This is a genomic window from Sphingomonas sp. 2R-10 (assembly GCF_030062225.1).
In the GTDB taxonomy this organism is placed as follows: domain Bacteria; phylum Pseudomonadota; class Alphaproteobacteria; order Sphingomonadales; family Sphingomonadaceae; genus Sphingomonas.
Window position 1 is genome coordinate 1 of sequence record NZ_JASCXF010000016.1, and the last position, 17,737, is coordinate 17,737.

Genomic DNA, 17,737 nt, shown 5'->3' on the forward strand with positions numbered 1-17,737 from the left:
ACCCCGAACCTTGCCTTTCCCCCCGAACTCCCCTATGCGCCCGCGCTTGTTCGTGCCGGGGTCATCCCTGGAGGCCCGGCCGCGCAAGACTGATAAACCAAGCATTCAAGGAAGACATGATGAGCGACACGCTGCACCTGTCGGCCGAGACGCGCGATCGGGCAGGCAAGGGAGCCTCCCGTGCCCTGCGTCGCGATGGCCGCGTCCCCGCCGTGATCTATGGCAACAAGGAAGAGCCGCAGGGCATCCACCTGAACGCCCGTGAACTGATGAAGCAGCTGATGACCGGCCACTTCATGAACTCGGTCATCATGGTCGAGGTCGGCGGCAAGCAGGTGCGTACGCTGGCGAAGGACGTCGCGTTCGACGTCGTCACCGACCAGCCGATCCATGTCGACTTCCTGCGCATCTCGAAGAACGCGACCGTCACCGTCGCGGTCCCGGTGGTGTTCACCAACGAAGACGACGCGCCCGGCATCAAGCGCGCCGGCGGCGTGCTGAACGTCGTGCGCCACGAAATCGAACTGGTGGTCGAAGCGTCGAACATCCCGACCGAGATCACGATCGACCTGACCGGCCGCGAAGTCGGCGATTCGATCCACATTTCGGACGTGAAGCTGCCGAACGGTGCCGAGCCGGCCGTGGAAGACCGCGACTTCACCGTCGCCACCATCGTGCCGCCGACGGTCCCGACCGCCGAGGACGAGGCGCTCGACGCCGAAGTCGCCGAAGCGCAGTCGGCCGAAGCCGCTGCCGAAGCGGAATCGGAAGGCGAGGAAGCCGAAGGCGAGGACAAGGCCGAGGGCTGATCCGCCCCGTCCTTGCGCGACGCTTGCGGGGAGCGGGATGGCCGAGGCCGTCCCGCTCCCTTTGCGTTTGGGGGTACAGCCCCGCTCCCGCATCCGCCCCTGCCGACGTCGTCCCGGCGAAGGCCGGGATCCATGGCCACGGCCACGTCGCGCTTCCATCGAGAACGCCCGATACAATGGATTCCGGCCTACGCCGAAATGACGGAAGAGAAGACGCGCCGTCCCGCCCCCCATCGTCGTCCCCGCGCAGGCGGGGACCCATAACCGCAACACCAGCGACTCCATCTCCGGCGTCAGCGCATATGGATTCCCGCCTTCGCGGGAATGACGATCTTGGGTAGGAGCGTTCCCCGCCTCTCACTCCACCCAAAGGACCCTCGATGCAGCTCTGGACCGGCCTCGGTAATCCCGGCCCGCAATATGCGATGCACCGCCACAATATCGGCTTCATGGGCATCGATGCGATCGCCGAGGTCCATGGCTTCCCGCCCCCGAAGCGCGCGTTCCAGGGCTGGGTACAGGAAGGGCGCATCGGCACGCAGAAAATCCTGCTGCTGAAACCCGGCACCTATATGAACGAAAGCGGCCGCTCGGTCGGGGAGGCGATGCGCTTCTACAAGCTGACTCCTGCCGACGTGACCGTGTTCCACGACGAACTCGACCTCGCGCCGTTCAAGCTGAAGGTGAAGGTCGGCGGCGGCCATGCCGGGCATAACGGTCTGCGCTCGACCGACGCGCATATCGGCCCCGACTTCCGCCGCATCCGGCTGGGTATCGGCCATCCGGGGCACAAGGACCGCGTCACCCCCTATGTGCTGGGCAATTTCGCCAAGGCCGAGATCGACGACCTGACCGACCTGCTCGGCGCCATCGCCGCCGAGGCGCCGTGGCTCGCAGCCGGCGACGACGTCCGCTTCATGAACGAGGTCGCACGACGGATGGGGTGAGCGGCGGCACGTTTGCCCCTGCCCATTCGTCACTCCCACGAAGGCGGGAGTCTATAGACGCTGACGTCTGCGACGGTGTCGCTTCCTCCGCGTCAATGGATTCCCGCTTTCGCGGGAATGACGAAGCCCATTCAAGCCCCGGACATCCGCAAGAACGGTCGAGCGCCTTCTCTACCACGACTGGCTGCCCGCCAGCGGTGAGGAACTGCGCGACGCTCCGCTCGTCTGCCAGCGCCTGCGCTTCCTCCCCGACGTACCCGAGAGCGAGGCGATCACCCACCTGTTCCTGCCATTGCGGTAGGCGCAGCTCCGCGCGCCCTTCCAGTCCGTACCCCGGCGAAGGCCGGGATCCAGTTGGGCAACATCTGCGCCCCTGTCGACAGGACGTCGTAACTGGCCCCCGGCCTCCGCCGGGGTACGGGAAACAACGACACACCCCGCCAAAAACGACTTTCCTACACGCCCCGCAACGGTCAGGGTCGCCGAACCGATCGCCTGCCCACCCACCGAACGACCTCGCCGCCGACCACGAAACCACCACGACCACGCATTGCGCACGAGTGTGACTTTTGTGACCTTTGGCCCGCGCTTGCGCCGCCCCGTCCCGGCCCGATAGGAAGCGCCTCATGGCCAAACCGTTGCAACTGCTCGCCTTCCTGTTCCTGCTGCTCGCCGGCGCCACCGCACAGGCCGCGACGCGCTGTACCCTCGCCCCCGGCGGCGAGCAGCGGATCACGGTCGGCAACGGCCGCTCGGTCCTGATCCACGCCCCGCGCGGATTCGACCCGGCGACGGCCGCCCCGCTGGTCATCCTGCTGCACGGCAGCGGCGGCACCGGCGCGGCGATGCTGCGCGATTCGAAACTGGCCGAAGCGTCCGACAGTCACGGTTTCATCGTCGCCGCCCCCGATGCCGGCATCCCGCATGACAGGGGTTTCGTCTGGAACATCCCCGGCGTACCGACCGTCACCGGCGCCATTCCCGGCCCCGACGCCCCCGACGACGTCGCCTTCATCGGCGCGCTGATCGACCATCTGGCCCGGGCGGGCTGCGCCGATCCGGCGCGTGTCTATGCCACCGGCCTGTCGGGTGGCGGGCGGATGACGTCGTGGCTCGGCTGCGTCGCGACCGATCGCTTCGCCGCGATCGCCCCGGTCGTGGGCCTGCGCGCCGGCAATCCGCTGGCGAGCGACCCGACCCGTCCCGACCCCGCGACCTGCCGCCCGTCCCGGCCGCTGCCCGTCATCGCCTTTGCCGGCGACGCCGACACCACCAACCCGATCCGGGGCGGCGGCGCGAAATACTGGTCCTACACCATGCACGCCGCCGAACAGCGCTGGGCCGCGCTCAACGGCTGTACCGCCGCCCCCACCACCCGCTGGGTCGCGCCGACGGTGTACGAGGAACGCTACACCGCCTGCCGCGGCGGCGCGGACGTGGCGGGGCGGATCACCGTGGGCGGCGGCCATAGCTGGGTGGTCGACAACGACGCTCTCTGGACCTTCCTGTCCGCGCATCGCCGCTGACGCTTCCCAAAGCGCGCCGGATCGGCCAAGCCGCGCCGATGACCGTCCGCACCCTCTTTCCGACCCAACTCTACGAAGCGAACCTCGGCGACGACGCACTGGTCGCCGACCTCGACGCATCGGTCCGTGCGCTGGCCGAGGACGACATGGCCGGCCGCCGCTGGTCGAAGGACAAGGAGTATCGCGGCTATACCTCCTACGCCTCCCTGAACGACCTGCCGCTGCGCGACCCGGCCTTCGCCGACCTCAAGCGCGTGCTCGACCGCCATGTGGCGAAGTTCGCCGCCGCGTGCGGCATGGAGCTTGCCGGCCGCAGGCTGAAGCTCGACAGCCTGTGGGTGAACCTGCTCAAGCCCGGCGGCGGCCATTCGGGGCACCTCCATCCGCACAGCGTCGTGTCGGGCACCGTATATGTCGCGGTGCCCGAGGGTGCGGGCGGCATCCGCTTCGAGGATCCCCGGCTGCCGATGCTGATGGCCGCCCCCACCCGCCCCGGCACGTTCGAAACGGTCGCCCCTGCGCCCGGCACGCTGCTGATGTGGGAAAGCTGGCTGCGCCACGAAGTCATGCCGCACGCCGGCAGGGGCGAACGGATCAGCGTCAGCTTCAACTATCGCTGGTAGCTTTTGCAAAGCCGCCCACCAGCGGCTAAGGCGCAGGCTTTCCATCGTCACCGGGATAGCATCACGTGGGTTTTCGCTGCGGTATCGTCGGTCTGCCGAATGTCGGCAAGTCCACCCTGTTCAACGCGCTGACGCAAACGCAGGCGGCACAGGCGGCCAACTACCCCTTCTGCACGATCGAGCCGAACGTCGGCAACGTCGCCGTCCCCGACCCCCGGCTCGACGCGCTGTCGGACATCGCCGGATCGGCCAGGAAGGTCGAAACGCAACTGGCGTTCGTCGACATCGCCGGCCTCGTGCGCGGCGCGTCGAAGGGCGAGGGCCTTGGCAACCAGTTCCTCGGCAACATCCGCGAAGTCGACGCGATCGTCCACGTCCTGCGCTGCTTCGAGAATGACGACATCCAGCATGTCGACGACCGGGTCGATCCGATCGCCGATGCCGATACCGTCGAGACCGAGCTGATGCTGTCCGACCTCGAATCGCTCGAAAAGCGCGTCCCCAACCTTGCCAAGAAAGGCCAGCAGGGCGACAAGGAGGCGAAGCTCGCCGCCGCCGTCCTCGGCCGCGCGCTCGACCTGCTGCGCTTGGGACAACCCGCCCGCCTGACCGAGATCAAGGACGAGGAAGAGGAACGCCTGTTCGCGCAGGCGCAGCTGCTGACCGCCAAGCCCGTGCTCTACGTCTGCAACGTGAACGAGGAGGACGCCGCGGAAGGTAACGCCCTGTCGGCCAAGGTCTTCGCGAAGGCGAAGGCGGAGGGCGCCGAGGCGGTCGTCGTCTCCGCCGCGATCGAGGCGGAGATCGCCACGATGGAGAGCGCCGACCGCGCCGAGTTCCTGTCCGACCTCGGCCTGTCCGAAACCGGCCTCGCCCGCGTCATCCGCGCCGGCTATTCGCTGCTCCACCTGCTGACCTTCTTCACGGTCGGCCCGAAGGAAGCCCGCGCGTGGACCGTGTCGGTCGGGGCCAAGGCGCCGCAGGCGGCGGGCGAGATCCACAGCGATTTCGAACGCGGCTTCATCCGCGCCGAGACGATCGCGTTCGACGACTATGTCGCGTGCAAGGGCGAAAGCGGCGCGCGCGACGCGGGCAAGCTGCGCGCCGAGGGCAAGGAATATGTCGTGCAGGACGGCGACGTGATGCTGTTCCGCTTCAACGTCTGATCGTTCACCGCTCCGTCATTATAGGGCCTTAGCAGGTCGGGTCATGCGTATCCCTTCCCTGTTCGCCGCGCTGGTCCTGCTTGCCGGATGTACGACGTCCTCCGCGCCGATCGCGGCTGCGCCCGCGGTCCGCGAGGCCCGCCCGCCGGTCACGATCGTGATCGGCGTCGACGGCGCCCGGCCGGACTATCTGACGCCCGCCACCGCACCCAACCTGTCGCGACTGGCGGCGGGCGGCGTGGCGGGCGCGATGCGGCCCAGCTTTCCGACCAAGACCTTCCCCAATTTCTGGACGCTCGCCACCGGCGTCCGCCCCGACAAGAGCGGCATCGTCGGCAACAAGATGGAAGACCCGGCACGCCCGGGCGAGACCTTCACCATGGAGACGGTCGATCCGTTCTGGTGGAACGCGGCCAAGCCGATCTGGATCGCCGCCGAACAGGCCAGCATCCGCAGCGCGACGATGTTCTGGCCGGGCAGCGAGGTCGCATGGGGCGGCACTGGCAAGCCCGATCACGGCGTCTATGCCGGCGGCGCCCACGCATCGGACTGGCAGGCGTTCAGCGCCGCCGTCACCGCCGGACAGCGTGTCGATGCGGTCGTCGACTGGCTGCGGCGCCCGGCGGCAACGCGCCCGCGCCTCGTTATGCTCTATTTCGACGATGTCGACGTCGCCGGGCACGATCATGGCCGATCCGCCCCGGAAACCCGTGCGGCGATGCATGCGGTCGATGCGCAGATCGGGCGGTTGCAGCGCGAACTGACCGCGCTGGGTCAGCCGGCCAACCTGATCGTCGTCGCCGATCACGGCATGGCGGCGATCGCGCCCGACCGCGTGATCGCGTTCGACGGCATCGCGCCGGCCAACAGCTACCGGCTGATCGAAACCGGCCCCTATGCCGCGATCGAGCCGCTGCCCGGCCGTGAGGCCGCGCTCGCCGCCGCGCTCGCCCGCCCCCACCCGCATATGCAATGCTGGCCCAAGGCGGCGATCCCGGCCCGGCTGCGCTACGGCACCAACCCACGCGTCGCCGCCTTCCTGTGCCTCGCGGAGATCGGCTGGACGATCACCCCGACCAGACCGACCCGTGCCATCACCGGCGGCGCGCATGGCTATGACGATGCCGCACCCGAGATGCAGGCGCTGTTCGTCGCGGGCGGTCCGGCGCTCCGGCCCGGCGTGACGCTGCCGTCGTTTCGCAACACCGCGATCCACCCGCTGCTGCGCCGCATCCTCGGCCTCGCGCCGGACCCTGCGCTCGACGGCGATGGCGGCATCGGTGCGGCGGCGCTGCGATAGGGCTTGCCGCGCGACCGGTTTCGGGGCGAAACTGGCCGCATGCGCTATTTCGAAGACATCGCCGTTGGCGAAACCGCCCGCTTCGGCACCTACCCGGTGGATCGCGACGCCGTGCTCGACTTTGCCAGGCAGTACGACCCGCAACCGTTCCACCTGTCGGACGACGCTGCGGCGCAGACCCATTTCGGCCGCCTTGCCGCCAGCGGCTGGCACAGCTGCGCGATGACGATGGCGATGCTGGTCGAACACTGGACCGCGAACCCGGTCGCCAGCCTCGGTGCCGCCGGGATCGATGAACTCCGCTGGAAGCGTCCAGTCTACCCCGGCGACACGCTCTCGTGCGAGACCGAAGTGCTCTCCGCCCGGCCGTCGGCCAGCCGCCCGGAAATGGGCAGCGTCGCCAGCAAGGTGACGGTACGCAACCAGGACGATCAGGTCGTGATGACCTTCATCTCGCTGGCGCTGATCGCCACGCGGGCCGGCGCCGGGGCGACATAGCGCCGATCGACATTCGCGCGCGCATCGGTCCACCGTGGCCCGGACGTGATCGTCAAAGCTGCGGACGGCATCGACCGCCGCGCCGCCGATCCCGGAACCGGTCGGGGGCAACGAAAGGGCCGGACGTTAGGTTTTTGATCCATCCGTATGAAGACGTCACCCCGGCGAAGGCTGGGGTCTCCATCGGCTCCTGCAGCGTCCGACCACCGGGAGGTCCCAGCTTCCGCCGGGATGACACCCGTTTTGATAGCGACGGATCAATCCCTGACGACGATCAGTTCGGGCGACGCCCGCCGCGACCGCCGCCGCCGCGCGGTCCGCGCCCCTCGCCGCCACGAAAAGCGCCGGGGTTGGGGCCGATCCGCTCGGGCCGGTTGAAGCCGCGCACGCCGCCCATGTCCGGCCGACCGGGCACCGTCGACGGGCTGGTGCCGCGCGGGACGTTCTCGAACCCGCGACGCCGCTCGAAGCCGGGTCGCCCGCTACCCGGCGTCGCATCGGGCCGGTTGCCGCGCCAGCTCCCGCGCGGCCGATTACCGAAGTCCGGACGGCCGTCACCGGTGCCGGCACTCGGCCGGTCACGCCAGCCGCCCGGCCGGCCCTGATAGGGAGACTGGCTGCTGCCGCGGGGCACGTTCTCGAAACCGGGCCGATTGTCGAACCCCGGCCGACGGTCGCCGCGCCAGCCCGGCCGGTTCCAGTTATCCCAGCGCGGCCGCCCGCCGCCCCAGTCGCCACGCCATTGGCCCCGGCGCTGCTGCCAGTAATAACGCTGGCGATCGTTCCAGCGGAACGGCCGCCGATAGCGGTCGTAGACGTAGTAGCCGGTGCCCGGATAATAATAGTCGCCGAACCAGCCCCAATAGGGATCGCCGAACCCGCCGGCATAGCCGTCATAATATCCGCCGCCGATACCCCCGCCATAATAGCCGGGCGAGGCATAGCCGACATTGACCCCGCCATAACCGTAATCGCCATAGGCACAGGCGGAAGCGCCCGCCCCGAGGGCCAAGGTAAACATGATCGCGCGAAGCCGATGAAACATGGCGCTTGCTCCCGCTGGCGACGGGCTGCGGGCTCGGCGCCGAGATTGGATGACACGAAGCAACGGTCGGTCGCGGCCGCTGGTTCCTGTTCAGGCTGTCACGGGTACGCATTCGTGCCTGAACGTGGGCTGTCCGGACGGGGTGGATGATGGGCCGGACGGGCTTCTGGCGGGGGCGATCTACCGCGACCATGACGATGACGCGCCTCGGACTTGCCCCGTCGAACGACCGTCGTTCTTTTGGAAAGCCCTACCCGTCACCCCGGATCAACTCCGTGTCGGTCGCTGGGCCGCAATGATTCGGCATCCCAACGGCGACAACCCGGTACGTGGCGAGCATTGCGGGTTCGTCGCGGCGGGCCCGAACTACGAACCAGCCATCCCGCCCGACCTCAATGCCCCGGAAACGCCACCAGCGCCGACACCGCGATCCCCTCGGCGCGCAACGCGGCCGCCCCGCCGAGGTCGGGCAGGTCGATCGCGAACATCGCCTGTTCGACGCTGGCCCCCGCCTTGCGCAGCAGCCTTACCGCCGCACGCGCCGTACCGCCGGTGGCGATCAGGTCGTCGACCAGCAACACGCGCGCGCCGGGCGCGCAGGCATCGGCATGGATCGCGATCCGGTCGGTGCCATATTCCAGCGCATAATCCTCGGCGATGGTCGCGCCGGGCAGCTTGCCGTCCTTGCGGATCAGCAGCACGCCAGCGCCCAGCGCCAGCGCGACGGCGGGTGCGAAGACGAACCCCCGCGCCTCGATCCCCGCGACAAGGTCAATCGGTCCCGCGACCGCCGCGACCATGCCGTCGACGGCTAGCCGCAACCCTTCGGGATCGAGGATCAGCGTGGTGATGTCCCGGAACTGGATGCCGGGCCTGGGGAAGTCCGGAATGGTACGGATGCGTCGGGCCAGCTCTGCCGGCCCGACGCCATCCGTGCCGCTCAATGCTTCATGCCCCGCCAGATATTGCGATAGGCACCGAAGGCAAGGCCGGTGAAGATCAGCAGGAAGATGACCGTCGCCAGACCCCAGGTGTGGCGGGTTTCCAGCTTCGGCTCAGCGGTCCAGGTCAGGAACGCCGACACGTCCTTCGACATCTGATCCACCGTGGCCCGGGTGCCGTCCTGATACTGAACCTGATCGTTGGCGGTCAGCGGCGGCGCCATGGCGAGGTTGAGGGTCGCGAAATAGGGGTTGTAGTGCAACCCGTCGGGCGTCTTCGCCTCGGGGAACTTCCTGAGCAGGTCCGCCGGCTGCGCGCGATAGCCGGTCAGCAGCGAATAGACATAGTCGGGACCGTCGTCGCGTGCCTTGGTCATCAACGACAGGTCGGGCGGCACCGCATTATTATTGGCGGCACGCGCGGCGACGTCGTTGGCGAACACCAGCGGAAAGCGATCCGACGGCAGGTTCTTGCGCGTCGCCGGCTCGCCCGTTTCCGGGTTAACGCTCGGCTGTTCGATCTGCCAGTCGGTGGCGATCGTCTTGACCTGCCCCTCGTCATAGCCGAGCGCCTCGAGGTCGCGGAACGACATCAGCCGGATCGAATGGCAGGCCGAGCAGACTTCCTTATAGACCTGGAACCCGCGCTGCAGCTGCTGCTTGTCGAAGGTGCCGAAGATGCCGGCCGATTGCAGCCCCGCCTCGCGCGGCTTCAGGTGGAACTCGTGCTCGGCGGAATGGACCGGCTTGTCGTTGATCATGCCGCCGACGGTCGAGAAGATGCCGAGCAGCAGCGCGAACAGGAAGCCGGCACCCACGACGAGGTTCAGGTTGCGGGCGAGAAAGCGGGAAGCGAAGGAGAGCATCGTTATTCCCTTACTCGGCCGCGGCCGGCGAGGCATGGCCATGGGCGGCGGTCTGCACGGGCGAGGTGCCGCCTTCGCCCTTCAGCACCGCTTCGGTGATCGAGTTGGGCAGCGGGCGCGGACGCTCCATCGCCGACACGATCGGCAGCACGACCAGGAAGTGCGCGAAATAATATCCCGCCGCGATCTGGCTGAGCAGCACCGTGATCGGCGTCGCCTCCGCCCCGCCGAGATAGCCGAGCACCAGCACGTCCACGAGCAGCACGATCAGGAAGATGCGGTAGGTCGGACGATAGTTCGCCGACTTGACCGGCGACTTGTCGAGCCACGGCAGGAAGAACAGCAGCAGGATCGAGCCGAACATCGCCAGCACGCCCCACAGCTTCGCCGGGAAGATGAAGTCGACGGTGAACGCCTTCAGGATCGCGTAGAAGGGCAGGAAATACCATTCGGGCACGATGTGCGCGGGCGTCGAGAGCGGGTTGGCCGGGATGTAATTGTCCGGATGGCCGAGCAGGTTCGGCGCGAAGAAGATCAGCGACGCGAACACGATCAGGAACACGCCCAGCCCGAACCCGTCCTTCGCGGTGTAATAGGGGTGGAACGGCACCGTATCCTGCGGCCCCTTCACCTCGACGCCGGTCGGGTTGTTCGAGCCGGGGATATGCAACGCCCAGATGTGCAGGACGATGACGCCGGCGATCACGAACGGCAGGAGATAGTGGAGCGAAAAGAAGCGGTTGAGCGCGGCGTTGTCCGGCGCATAGCCGCCCAGCAACCACACGCGGATCGTTTCGCCCACACCGGGTATCGCCGAGAAGAAGCCGGTGATGACCTGCGCCCCCCAGAAGCTCATCTGCCCCCACGGAAGCACATAGCCCATGAACGCGGTCGCCATCATCAGCAGGAAGATGACGACGCCCAGCAGCCACACCATCTCGCGCGGGGCCTTGTACGACCCGTAATAGATGCCGCGGGCGATATGGGTGTAGACGACGATGAAGAACATCGACGCGCCGTTGGCATGGGCATAGCGCAGGAACCAGCCCGACGGCACGTCGCGCATGATGCGCTCGACCGAATCGAACGCCACGGCGCCGTTGGCGGCATAATGCATCGCCAGCACGATGCCGGTGATGATCTGCACCGCCAGCGCGGCGCCGGCGAGCACGCCGAAATTCCAGAAATAGTTAAGGTTGCGCGGCACCGGATAACCGGCGCCGACCGCGTTGTAGACCAACCGGGGAAGCGGCAGCTTCTCGTCCAGCCAGCGCATCAGCGGCTGTTTCGGTTCGTAATGCTTGGCCCAGGGGAAGCTCATGACTGTCTCCTCAGCCGACCGTCACGACGGTGTCGGACGTGAATGCGTATTCGGGAACGTGCAGGTTCTGCGGCGCGGGGCCGGAACGGATGCGCCCGGCAGTGTCGTAGGCCGAGCCGTGGCACGGGCAGAAATAGCCGCCGAACGGGCCCTTGTTCTCGCCCTCGCCCGCGCCCAGCGGCACGCAGCCGAGATGGGTGCAGACGCCCAGCGTGATGAGCCAGTTGGCCTTGCCGGTCTTGGTGCGTTCCTCCAGCGTCTGCGGATCGCGCAGTTCGCTGAGCGGGACCGCATCGGCCTCTGCGATTTCCTTAGGGGTAAGGTTGCGCACGAACAGCGGCTGTTTGCGGAACGTCGCCTTGATCGCCTGTCCCGGCTCGATCGCCGACAGGTCGATTTCGGTGGTGGACAGCGCCAGCGTGTCGGCGGCGGGCGACATCTGGTTGATGAGCGGCAGCGCGATCACGCCCGCGCCGACTCCCGCAAAGGCCACCGCGCCGATCGACAGATAGTCGCGCCTGCGGGGATTGTCCGGCCCGCCGTCCAGCGCGGTCGCGCCGCCTGCGGGTACGTGCTGATCGTCGTCAGTCGCCATTCAACAGCCCTTGTCGTCGGGCGCATATCGCGCCCTGCCCCTCTCCGGTCGCTTTCGTGGAAGCGACGCCGGACCGATCGGTTCTCCGTCCAGTCGCCACGGGTGATAGCCGGGCGTTCGGTCGTTTGCCAATCCCTTTTGCCGTATCGTGGCGTTCGGCGACCATGACATGTTCAGATTGGCGCAAGCGACGACATGGTCTATGCGCGCCGGTCTGCACCCAAAAGTTTCCTCGCGCATCCGGGAAGTTCATGCGTCGTCTCGCTATCCTGCTCGCTTTCCTCGCCTCGTTCTTCGCGCTGCCCGCCCTTGCGCAGGTCATCGACGTGCCCGGGCGCGAGCCGCCGCCGTCGACCACCGACACGCGCAACCTGTGGATCCTCGACCTGTCGACCGGCGGGCGGGTGACGATCTGGCTGCGGCCCGACGTTGCGCCCAAGATGGTGGCGCGGATCAAGACGCTGACCCGCGACAAATTCTATGACGGCCTCGCCTTCCACCGGGTCATCGACGGGTTCATGGCGCAGGGCGGCGATCCCGACGGCGACGGCACCGGCGGATCGAAGCTGCCGAACGTGGAGAAGGAGTTCAACTACCTCCCCCACGTCCGCGGCGCGGTGGCGGCGGCGCGTGCGCAGGACGAGAACAGCGCGAACAGCCAGTTCTACATCATGCTCGCTCCGCGCCTCGCGCTCGACAAGAAGTACACGGTGTTCGGGCGGGTGATCGGCGGCATGCAATATGTCGACACGATCGAACGCGGCGAGCCGCCGGCGAACCCGTCGCGTATCGTCCACGCCTATATCGCCAGCGACAATCCCCCGCCGTACCAGGCGGAGGCACCGGTCGCGCTGCCCGAAACCGTCGCCCCGCTGCCCGCCACCACGCCGCGCACGCCGGCGCCGCGCCGCGCCCAGCCGGTCCGTCCGCGCTAGGGACGTCACGCCGCCGATGCATGTCGACCTGTTCGACTTCGAACTGCCCAACGATCGTATCGCGCTGCGCCCCGCCGCCCCGCGCGACGCGGCGCGGATGCTGGTACTGAGCGGCGAAGCGACGCTCGACCGCGGCGTCGCCGATCTGCCGTCGTGCCTGCGCGCCGGCGACCTGCTGGTGTTCAACGACACGCGGGTGATCCCGGCGCAGCTGGAGGGGAAGCGCGGCGACGCGACGATCGGCGCGACGCTGCACAAGCGCGAAGGGCCGCGACGCTGGCGTGCGTTCGTCCGCAACGCGCGGCGGCTGCGCGACGGCGACAGCATCGATTTCGGCGCCGGCGTCACCGCGATCGCCGGCGACAAGGGCGAAGACGGCAGCCTCGCGCTCGATTTTCAGGGTGACGAGCCGGTCGAACTGCTGCTGGAGCGCGCCGGGCGCATGCCGCTCCCGCCCTATATCGCGTCGAAGCGTGGCGGCGCCGACGCCCGCGATGCCGAGGATTACCAAACGCTGTTCGCGCGGGAAGCCGGCGCCGTCGCCGCGCCGACCGCGGCGCTGCACTTCACGCCCGAACTGATGGCGGCGATCGAGGCGGCGGGGATCGGCCATGCCACGCTGACGCTGCATGTCGGCGCGGGCACCTTCCTGCCGGTCAAGGCCGAGGATACCGACGACCACCGGATGCATGCCGAATGGGGCCGGATCGATAGCGCCACCGCCGACCGGCTGAACGCGGTGCGCGCCGCCGGCGGTCGTGTGATCGCGGTAGGCACCACCAGCCTGCGCCTGATCGAAAGCGCCTGCGATCCGCAAGGCCGGGTGCAGCCGTTCGAAGGCGACACCGCGATCTTCATCACGCCGGGCTATCGCTTTCGCGGGATCGACGGGCTGATGACCAATTTCCACCTGCCGCGCTCGACGCTGTTCATGCTGGTCTCGGCCTTGATGGGGCGCGAGCGGATGCAGGCCGCCTATGCCCATGCGATCGCGGGAGGGTATCGCTTCTATTCCTATGGCGACGCGAGTTTGTTGCTGCCACGATAGGGGCTGACCTCTCGAACGTTACGTCACCCGGCCCGTCGCCCCAGCGAAGGCTGGGGCCTCAAGCGGCTTTAGCTGCGCGCTATCACCAGGAGATCCCAGCCTGCGCTGGGATGACGTTCGGGGCCAGATGGGTAAAGCTGTCCCGTCGAGCCCCATGCCCCGCCCTATTCCACCGTCACCGACTTCGCCAAGTTACGCGGCTGATCGACATCCGTGCCCTTCGCCACGGCGACATGGTACGCCAACAACTGCACCGGCACCGCGTAGACGATCGGCGCGATCAGCGGGTGGACCTTGGGCATGGTGATCGTCGCCACCGCGCCATCGCCCGCCGCCTGGATGCCGTCATAGTCGGAGATCAGCACGACCTTGCCGCCGCGCGCCTGCACTTCCTGCATATTGCTGACGGTCTTGTCGAACAGCGGCCCCGACGGCGCGATCACGATCACCGGGACATGTTCGTCGATCAGCGCGATCGGCCCGTGCTTCATCTCGCCCGCGGCATAGCCCTCGGCATGGATATAGCTGATTTCCTTGAGCTTGAGCGCCCCTTCCAGCGCCAGCGGATAGTCGGTGCCGCGTCCGAGATACAGCACGTCGCGCGCCGCTGCGATGACCCCGGCCATGCCCTCGATCGCCTCGTCATAGGCGAGCGCGGCATTGATCGACGCCGGTGCCTCGGCCAGATGACGCACGATGCTGCGTTCCTCGGCCTCGCTCAGCCGCCCCTTTGCCTTGGCAAGGTTCGCGGCGAGTGCGGCGAGCACGGCAAGCTGGCAGGTGAACGCCTTGGTCGATGCCACGCCGATCTCCGGCCCGGCATGGGTCGGCAGCAGCAGGTCGGCTTCGCGCGCCATGGTGCTGGTCGGCACGTTGACGACGACCGCGATCGTCTGCCCCTCGCCCTTGGCATGGCGCAGCGCGGCGAGAGTGTCGGCGGTCTCGCCCGACTGGCTGATGAACAGGGCGAGGCCCCCCTCCTCCATCACCGGCGCGCGGTAGCGGAACTCGGACGCGACGTCCAAGTCGACGGGCACCCGCGCGAACTGTTCGAACCAGTATTTGGCGACCATCCCGGCATAGAAGCTGGTGCCGCACGCGACGATCGTGACGCGCCGGATCCCCGACAGGTCGAAATCGGGGATCGGCATCGTCACCTTGCCCTCGAACCGCTGGAGATACGAGCGCAGCGTCTGGGCGACGACGATCGGCTGTTCGTAGATCTCCTTCTGCATGAAGTGGCGATGATTGCCCTTGTCGATCAGCGCGCCGGTGACGCCCGACAGCGTGACCGGGCGGTCGACGGGATTGTTGTCGCGATCGAAGATGTCGGTGCCGTCGCGGCGGCAGACGACCCAGTCGCCCTCCTCCAGATAGGCGATGCGCTGCGTCAGCGGCGCCAGCGCCAGCGCGTCGGAGCCGAGATACACTTCGCCCTCGCCATAGCCGACGACCAGCGGCGAGCCGAGCCGCGCGCCGATCAGCAGGTCGTCATGCTGGCGAAACAGGATGGCGAGCGCGAACGCGCCGTGCAGCCGCGGCAGGATCGCCTTCACCGCGTCCTGCGGGGACAGCCCGGCCTCGACCTGTTCGCTGACCAGATGGGCGACGACCTCGGTATCGGTCTCGCTGGTGAACACCCGGCCGCGCGCGGTCAATTCCTCGCGCAGCGGCTTGAAATTTTCGATGATGCCGTTGTGGACCACCGCGACTTCCTGCGTGGCGTGCGGGTGCGCGTTGTCGGTGGTCGGGCCACCATGCGTCGCCCAGCGGGTGTGGGCGATGCCGATATTGCCGGGCAGCGGGTGCGCGGCCAGCTCGGTGGCAAGGTTCTTCAGCTTGCCCGACGCGCGGCGGCGCTCGATCGAAGCCGCCTCGACGGTGGCGATACCGGCCGAATCATACCCGCGATACTCGAGGCGCTTGAGCCCGTCGAGCAGCCGGTCGGCGACGCTCTCGGTGCCGATGATCCCAACAATTCCACACATATCCGTATCTCTCCGGCGGGAAGGCCCGCTTATTTCTTCGCGGCCTTCGCGGCCTTTTGCTTGTTGCGGAAGCGCATCGCCCAACCAGGATGATCGGCGCGTTCGGCACGGACCAGCGCCAGCGCATCGGCTGCGACGTCGCGGGTCACGACCGATCCGGCGGCGACCAGCGCACCGTCGCCGATCTTCACCGGCGCGACCAGCGCGCTGTTCGATCCGATGAACGCGCCCGCGCCGATCTCGGTACGGTATTTGAAGAAGCCGTCGTAATTGCAGGTGATCGTGCCCGCGCCGATATTGACGTCGGCCCCGACGCTGGCGTCGCCCAGATAGGTCAGGTGGTTGGCCTTCGCGCCCTTGCCCAGCGTCGTGTTCTTCACCTCGACGAAATTGCCGACCCGGCTGCCCTCGCCCAGCATCGCGCCGGGGCGCAGGCGGGCATAGGGGCCGACATCCGCCTTTGTCGCGACGGCCGCGCCCTCAAGGTGACTGAAGGCGTGGATGACGACATCGTCGGCGACGGTCACGCCGGGACCGAACACGACGTTCGGTTCGATCGTCACGTCGCGGCCGAGTTGCGTGTCGTGTGCGAAGAAGACGGTGTCGGGCGCGACCAGCGTCACGCCGTCTGCCATCGCCCGGGCGCGGCGCTTGTCCTGCCAAGCCGCCTCGACCGCCGCCAGTTCGGCGCGGCTGTTGATGCCGGCGACTTCGTCGGCACCGGTTTCGATCACCACCGCGCCGCGCCCGTCGGCGATGGCGAGCATGACGATGTCGGGCAGATAATATTCGCCCGCCGCATTGGCGTTGCCGACCCGCTCCAGCAGCGGCCAAAGGTCGGCCGAGCGCACCGCGGTCACGCCGCTGTTGCACAGGTTCACCGCACGTTCGTCCGCCGTGGCGTCTTCGAACTCGACCATCTTGGCGATGTTGCCGGCATCGTCGGCGATGATCCGGCCATAGGCGGCGGCTTGCGGAGGGCGGAAGCCCAGCACCGCGACCATCGGCTGGTCCGCGTCGCCCAGCCGCGCGGCCAGCCGCGCGACGGTGTCCGCCGACAGGAGCGGCGTGTCGCCGAAACAGACCAGCACGATGCCGTCATGGTCGGCCAGCGTGTCCTTCGCCTGCAGCGCGGCGTGCGCGGTGCCCAGTTGCTCGCGCTGCCACGCGATCTCGACTTCGCGCCCGGCGACGGCGGCCTCGACCTGTTCGCCGACCGCGCCGACGATCACCACGCGGCGGGTGACGTTCGCGGCCGAGAGGCTGTCGAGCAGGTGGAACAGCATCGGCTGCCCGGCCAGCGGATGCAGCACCTTGTGCTTCGTCGATTTCATGCGCGTACCCTGCCCGGCGGCGAGGATCACGGCGGCGATCGGTTGTGCGCTCATGGGGGCCGTCTGTGGCACACGACCCTTGCCAATTCCATATCGCGCGCGCCAATGCGGCGATGATGACAAAGATTTCATTCGATATCGTCGGCTTCGATCTCGACGGCACCTTCGTCGACACCAGCGGCGACCTGACCGATGCTGTCAACCATGCGCTCGCCGATGCCGGCCGCCCGCTGCTGACGCGCGAACAGGTCATTCCGATGATCGGCGGCGGCGCGAAGCACATGCTGCGCCAGGGGATGGAAGCGACCGGCGGCTGCGACGATGCCGAACTGAACCGGCTGCACCGGATGCTGCTCGGCCATTACGAGGCCCATATCGCGGTCCGCTCGCGCCCCTTTCCCGGCGCGATGGCAGCGCTCGACCGGCTCGATGCGATGGGCGTGAAGTCCGCGATCGTCACCAACAAGCTGGAGGGGCTGGCCCGGCGCCTGCTGGACGAACTCGACCTGACCCGCCGCTTCGCCTGCATCATCGGCGGCGATACGCTGGGGCCGGGCAAGTCGAAGCCGAACCGCGCGCCGATCGATGCGATGATCGCGCAGTGCGGCGGCGGACGCGCGGCGTTCGTCGGCGATTCGCATTTCGATATCGATGCCGCACGCAATGCCGGCATTCCCTCTGTCGCCTGTTCGTTCGGATTCATGATGCAGCCGGTCGCCGAACTGGGCGCCGATGCGATCATCGATCATTTCGACGAGCTTATCCCGACGCTGGCGCGTTTGTCGGCCTGAACTG

17 protein-coding genes are annotated in these 17,737 nt (G+C 68.0%); 10 read left to right on the top strand and 7 right to left on the bottom strand.

Annotated elements, in window-relative coordinates; translation table 11 throughout:
* Window positions 1-119 precede the first annotated feature (119 nt).
* The 7 genes from QLH51_RS08955 (at window position 120) to QLH51_RS08985 (ending at window position 6,869) form a co-directional block, all read left to right on the top strand.
* On the top strand, window positions 120-809 hold the full coding sequence (locus QLH51_RS08955; protein WP_125657857.1) for a 50S ribosomal protein L25/general stress protein Ctc: 690 nt from the start codon (window positions 120-122) through the stop codon (window positions 807-809).
* A gap of 380 nt (window positions 810-1,189) precedes the next feature.
* Window positions 1,190-1,756, top strand: coding sequence for an aminoacyl-tRNA hydrolase (gene pth, locus QLH51_RS08960; RefSeq protein WP_125657860.1), 567 nt, complete (start codon window positions 1,190-1,192; stop codon window positions 1,754-1,756).
* 626 nt (window positions 1,757-2,382) lie between these two features.
* The gene (locus tag QLH51_RS08965) at window positions 2,383-3,282 is read left to right on the top strand and encodes an alpha/beta hydrolase family esterase (RefSeq protein WP_125657862.1); all 900 of its coding nucleotides are present in this window, start codon (window positions 2,383-2,385) and stop codon (window positions 3,280-3,282) included.
* A gap of 38 nt (window positions 3,283-3,320) precedes the next feature.
* Window positions 3,321-3,905 carry a TIGR02466 family protein gene (locus QLH51_RS08970; RefSeq protein ID WP_125657865.1) on the top strand — a complete coding sequence of 195 codons (585 nt, stop codon included), beginning with the start codon at window positions 3,321-3,323 and terminating at the stop codon, window positions 3,903-3,905.
* A gap of 65 nt (window positions 3,906-3,970) precedes the next feature.
* The gene (ychF, locus tag QLH51_RS08975; RefSeq protein ID WP_125657868.1) at window positions 3,971-5,071 is read left to right on the top strand and encodes a redox-regulated ATPase YchF; all 1,101 of its coding nucleotides are present in this window, start codon (window positions 3,971-3,973) and stop codon (window positions 5,069-5,071) included.
* 43 nt (window positions 5,072-5,114) lie between these two features.
* Window positions 5,115-6,371 carry an alkaline phosphatase family protein gene (locus QLH51_RS08980; protein ID WP_125657871.1) on the top strand — a complete coding sequence of 419 codons (1,257 nt, stop codon included), beginning with the start codon at window positions 5,115-5,117 and terminating at the stop codon, window positions 6,369-6,371.
* A 39-nt stretch (window positions 6,372-6,410) separates the two neighbouring features.
* Window positions 6,411-6,869, top strand: coding sequence for a MaoC family dehydratase (locus QLH51_RS08985; RefSeq protein WP_125657874.1), 459 nt, complete (start codon window positions 6,411-6,413; stop codon window positions 6,867-6,869).
* Window positions 6,870-7,143: 274 nt separating this feature from the next.
* Here QLH51_RS08985 and QLH51_RS08990 read toward each other — a convergent pair whose 3' ends face one another.
* From QLH51_RS08990 to petA, 5 genes are all read right to left on the bottom strand, one after another.
* Window positions 7,144-7,890: a hypothetical protein gene (locus tag QLH51_RS08990; protein WP_206429029.1), complete on the bottom strand. Its 747-nt coding sequence runs from the start codon at window positions 7,888-7,890 to the stop codon at window positions 7,144-7,146.
* 416 nt (window positions 7,891-8,306) lie between these two features.
* Entirely contained in the window at window positions 8,307-8,858 is a 552-nt protein-coding gene (locus QLH51_RS08995) for an adenine phosphoribosyltransferase (RefSeq protein WP_241217928.1), read from the bottom strand.
* A complete protein-coding gene (locus QLH51_RS09000; RefSeq protein ID WP_206429030.1) occupies window positions 8,855-9,721 on the bottom strand; it encodes a cytochrome c1 in 867 nt (288 codons plus the stop codon). The genes QLH51_RS08995 and QLH51_RS09000 overlap by 4 nt, the downstream gene beginning before the upstream one ends.
* Before the next feature lie 10 nt (window positions 9,722-9,731).
* Window positions 9,732-11,042 carry a cytochrome b gene (locus QLH51_RS09005; RefSeq protein WP_125657880.1) on the bottom strand — a complete coding sequence of 437 codons (1,311 nt, stop codon included), beginning with the start codon at window positions 11,040-11,042 and terminating at the stop codon, window positions 9,732-9,734.
* Between the two features lie 10 nt (window positions 11,043-11,052).
* Window positions 11,053-11,637 carry a ubiquinol-cytochrome c reductase iron-sulfur subunit gene (gene petA, locus QLH51_RS09010; RefSeq protein WP_125657883.1) on the bottom strand — a complete coding sequence of 195 codons (585 nt, stop codon included), beginning with the start codon at window positions 11,635-11,637 and terminating at the stop codon, window positions 11,053-11,055.
* A 251-nt stretch (window positions 11,638-11,888) separates the two neighbouring features.
* Here petA and QLH51_RS09015 point away from each other — a divergent pair, with 251 nt between their 5' ends.
* Window positions 11,889-12,572, top strand: a complete 684-nt coding sequence (locus QLH51_RS09015; protein WP_125657886.1) for a peptidylprolyl isomerase — start codon at window positions 11,889-11,891, stop codon at window positions 12,570-12,572.
* Window positions 12,573-12,588: 16 nt separating this feature from the next.
* The gene (queA, locus tag QLH51_RS09020) at window positions 12,589-13,620 is read left to right on the top strand and encodes a tRNA preQ1(34) S-adenosylmethionine ribosyltransferase-isomerase QueA (RefSeq protein ID WP_125657888.1); all 1,032 of its coding nucleotides are present in this window, start codon (window positions 12,589-12,591) and stop codon (window positions 13,618-13,620) included.
* 164 nt (window positions 13,621-13,784) lie between these two features.
* Here queA and glmS read toward each other — a convergent pair whose 3' ends face one another.
* Window positions 13,785-15,608: a glutamine--fructose-6-phosphate transaminase (isomerizing) gene (gene glmS / locus QLH51_RS09025; RefSeq protein ID WP_125657891.1), complete on the bottom strand. Its 1,824-nt coding sequence runs from the start codon at window positions 15,606-15,608 to the stop codon at window positions 13,785-13,787.
* A 29-nt stretch (window positions 15,609-15,637) separates the two neighbouring features.
* Complete coding sequence (gene glmU, locus QLH51_RS09030) at window positions 15,638-16,996, bottom strand: bifunctional UDP-N-acetylglucosamine diphosphorylase/glucosamine-1-phosphate N-acetyltransferase GlmU (protein WP_125657894.1); 1,359 nt, start codon at window positions 16,994-16,996, stop codon at window positions 15,638-15,640.
* Window positions 16,997-17,058: 62 nt separating this feature from the next.
* On the opposite strand from glmU, the gene QLH51_RS09035 reads away from it, so the two are divergent.
* Entirely contained in the window at window positions 17,059-17,733 is a 675-nt protein-coding gene (locus tag QLH51_RS09035; protein ID WP_125657897.1) for an HAD-IA family hydrolase, read from the top strand.
* Window positions 17,734-17,737 lie beyond the last annotated feature (4 nt).